This window comes from Vibrio sp. Y176, from assembly GCF_033438945.1.
Genome location: NZ_JAWOQS010001032.1, coordinates 1 through 546 on the forward strand (window position 1 = coordinate 1; position 546 = coordinate 546).

2 pseudogenes are annotated in these 546 nt (G+C 45.8%); both read left to right on the forward strand.

From position 1 onward, the window contains the following. A pseudogene (locus tag R7O13_RS30030) lies at positions 1–273 on the forward strand (anthranilate phosphoribosyltransferase); the annotation flags it as partial. Between the two features lie 13 nt (positions 274–286). After that, a pseudogene (locus tag R7O13_RS30035) lies at positions 287–546 on the forward strand (bifunctional indole-3-glycerol phosphate synthase/phosphoribosylanthranilate isomerase); the annotation flags it as partial.

The window sequence follows — 546 nt, forward strand, 5'->3', positions numbered from 1 at the left end:
GAATACACCCTAACGCCAGAAGATTTTGGTCTAGATGCTCACCCGTTAGAAGCCATTAAAGGCGGCGACCCGGAAGAAAACAAAGCAATAATCACCAACATTCTGACGGGTAAAGGTACAGACGCACAATTAGGCGCAGTCGCGGTTAACGTCGCACTTCTAATGCGTTTATTCGGCCACGAAGATTTAAAAGCCAACACGCAGCAAGCGATCGAGGCTATGAACTCAGGCAAAGCTTACCAATTGGTACAGCAACTTGCCGCGCACGCTTAAGGAACAGATGAAGATGACTGACTTCAACACCCAGCAAGCAAACAACTTATCAGAGCACGTCTCAAAAAAAGAAGCAGAAATGGCGGAAGTGCTTGCCAAAATTGTTCGCGATAAATACCAATGGGTAGCAGAGCGAAAAGCATCACAGCATCTGAGCACTTTTCAATCGGATCTATTGCCGTCGGATCGCAGTTTTTATGATGCATTGAGTGGCGATAAAACCGTATTCATTACAGAATGCAAAAAGGCATCGCCATCAAAAGGCCTTATTCG